This is a genomic window from Streptococcus pseudopneumoniae (assembly GCF_001074565.1).
In the GTDB taxonomy this organism is placed as follows: domain Bacteria; phylum Bacillota; class Bacilli; order Lactobacillales; family Streptococcaceae; genus Streptococcus; species Streptococcus pseudopneumoniae_J.
In genome coordinates, this window is record NZ_JUQX01000063.1 from 1 (window position 1) to 2,278 (window position 2,278).

General features: G+C 39.4%; 3 protein-coding genes. All 3 read right to left on the reverse strand.

Features of this window, described 5'->3' with window-relative positions; all coding sequences use genetic code 11:
* Positions 1-410 (reverse strand): hypothetical protein (locus tag ADI74_RS09205; protein WP_049538471.1); only part of this gene is annotated, 410 nt, incomplete at its 3' end.
* A 113-nt stretch (positions 411-523) separates the two neighbouring features.
* Positions 524-955 carry a hypothetical protein gene (locus ADI74_RS09210; RefSeq protein WP_049538473.1) on the reverse strand — a complete coding sequence of 144 codons (432 nt, stop codon included), beginning with the start codon at positions 953-955 and terminating at the stop codon, positions 524-526.
* An 11-nt stretch (positions 956-966) separates the two neighbouring features.
* The coding region (locus ADI74_RS11370) for a hypothetical protein (protein ID WP_239682822.1) at positions 967-2,278 on the reverse strand (1,312 nt) is incomplete at its 5' end.

The following is a 2,278-nucleotide window of genomic DNA, read 5'->3' on the forward strand; positions in this document are numbered from 1 at the left end:
GGCTGACCTGTCGTATCTGTGCTTGCCTTGCTTGCCCCATAGGGATGATAGCGACTGGATACGGTAGCTTGTCCATCCTTGGTCAAACCTGTCACAGAGCCTGATTGGTTAGTCAAGTAGTTGTAGCTGTCACCTGTTTGGTTGTTGAGGTAGCTGGTTCGACCCTGACCATAACTATAGGTCTCAAGAGCCTTGCCATCATGGTCATAGGTTTCGAGGACTTCTGTATGTTCACGATTGACATCGTTGACATAGTTGCGTTCCTCGTAGTAATTGTAGGTATCCTCTCGTGTGGTATAAGGGATCAGGACATCCTGAACCTGACTGGCATAGGTCACTTCTCCCTGACCCGGTAAGTTACCAAGTTCTGGTGGATTGACGACGATTCCTTCCTTGGTCGCTGTAAGCAACTGATCCTTTAAGTCATAGGTGTAACATAAAACTCTCGAAGAAATCCTTCCCCGAGAGTTTTTGCATGTTTGTATTACAAAAGAAGAGGTTAATTTAAATAATTAGTACTATTCTAGTTAAAATAATCATGTAATTTAATTTCTCCTCTTAAATCTTTTGAAAATAATCTAGGTAAATTATTTCTGAAATACTTAAAGTTTTCCAATTGAGTATTTATATAGAATTGACATCGGTGTATGCCCTCATCATTATCAGCTACTTCCATGTCTACCTCAATTTTTAACTCTTCTTTAAAATTAATAGGAGTTAACGAGAAAATAAAATAGCCACTTCCTCCTTCTCTATCATCCCCAAAGAGGATTTTCCTTGGTGTATGAGGATTGTTTATATATTCATCTATGGCAATATATATATTGTTCATATCATCTTCAAAGAGGTAGCATAATTGATAAATTGTTAGAAACTTTGTTTCACAGCTAAGTCTAACTTCACAAAATTTTTCTGTTTCATCGAACCACTCAGTTTGTAGTACTATATTATCCATTCCAGTTCCTCCTATTCACTTTTGAATTTAAAGTCATCGAATTCTCCCGTTGTTTTATTATAAACATAATGAATATTAATATTTTTCCCACTTGATGTTGAGACTTTCTTTTCCATCTTTACCCAGCCCTCTGAAGAGTGCCATCGCGTATCACCCATTTTTAGTTTAAGCTCAACTGCATTTTCTAAAGGATTAGACATCACTTCGTGCATCGCCAACTGTTCTTGCAAATTTTTAGGTTCTGTTCTACCTGTACTTCCTCTTCCCAAGACTTTAACTGGGTTTCCTATTCCCTTTCTATTGAAATTTTTTCCACTTTCCGCTCCCCACTTCATACCATTACCAGTCGGAACACTAGAATTGTACTTAGCAACCTGTCTACCGGCAACCGCAGCTGCCACATCTTGAATCGGCGCAATCCACGGCACATATGGAGCGACAGCTTTCTCTAAATCACTCGCCGGTGTCCCATCTATCCGATTTCCTGTCTCAGCGATATGCTTGTATAAGTTAGTATAGTGATATTTATTTATCTCAGCTACTTTTTGAGCTACCTTAGCATCTTCAATAGCCTTTAATTCTTTATAGCGAGAAATGATATATCTATTTTTATCTGAACCAAGCGGATTAAAGTAACCTGTACCTTGATAGGTATTATAGTTACCTAGAACATTGCCATATTTATTTTTCAGGTCACTAAGAGAACTTGAATCAATATTAGCTTTTTCAGAAACAGTTAGTCCATGTCTTGCCGCATCTTCATACTTTCTAAAGTCAGCTATAGACAGGGTTTTATTTACACCCCGATCTGATGCCTTAGTCGTTTTTGGATTACATACATGTTTCAATGTATTCTGTAAAGATATATTCCAGTTGCGATCAAGATTTAGTCCTTCGCGGATTGTTGGTGAAGAATTGATGCCTGTTGCTAAACCATATTCATAGCGAATCTGTTGACGACGACGTTGTTCTGCTTGGGCTCTTGCGTATGCTTGTTGTTGCTGGGTATAAGCGTAAGAACTTTGTCCTCCGTAACTTCCACCTTGGTAGGTTGCCACATTTGGACCAAAAGCTTGATAATAACTTTCTGGTGCTCGGAAATTTCGATCGGTTTTAATGCGATAATCCGTGTATTCACGTAATGACACTGCACGGCCTAAAGAATCTTGTTCGATAATACTCCGTTGGTAGAAACGTTGTAGGCGCGTATTGATACGACGAGGGCGACTTGGTTCACTACCATCAACCGCCCAGACCATTCTATGCCCACTCGGGTCGGTATAGTTGACAGGGTTGTTCTGCACATAGCTGTAGCGGTTCTGG

Excerpts from the sequence above, each read along its gene's own strand:
- ADI74_RS09210 (WP_049538473.1), bottom strand. The coding sequence starts at position 955 with ATGGATAATATAGTACTACAAACTGAGTGGTTCGATGAAACAGAAAAA.